This is a genomic window from Bowmanella yangjiangensis, from assembly GCF_017255015.1.
Taxonomy (GTDB): Bacteria; Pseudomonadota; Gammaproteobacteria; order Enterobacterales; family Alteromonadaceae; genus Bowmanella; species Bowmanella yangjiangensis.
The window spans coordinates 1-307 of the sequence record NZ_JAFKCS010000842.1 but is presented as its reverse complement, the minus strand read 5'-3'; the positions used below and the strand labels follow the sequence as shown (position 1 = coordinate 307).

General features: G+C 68.4%; 1 protein-coding gene. It reads right to left on the bottom strand.

The annotated features are described in order from the left end of the window. Window positions 1–95 precede the first annotated feature (95 nt). The coding region (locus tag J0A65_RS26920) for a hypothetical protein (RefSeq protein WP_206597223.1) at window positions 96–307 on the bottom strand (212 nt) is incomplete at its 5' end.

Sequence of the window (307 nt, the reverse complement as noted above, 5' to 3'; positions counted from 1 at the left end):
ACCCGCGCCGGGTCACTGCCAGCCTCGACTACAAGTGGTAGACAGGCAGCACACCGGGGTCGCCCAGTGGGCGGCTCCGGCCCTATGCAACATCCTCAGTCAACCTGCCCCGGCAACTCGGCCGCCGCACTGAAGAACACCCGCATCAGCGCCACTCCGGCACCGAGCAGGGGCAGCACGGCCAGCAGCGCCAGTATCACGCTGGCCAGCATCACCCCGCCGACGATGTCGAGCCAGGCCATCACCCTCAGCGCCGGATAGGGGCATGCCACCTTCAGCAGGCGAATTCCCAGCCAGGCGGTGCAGG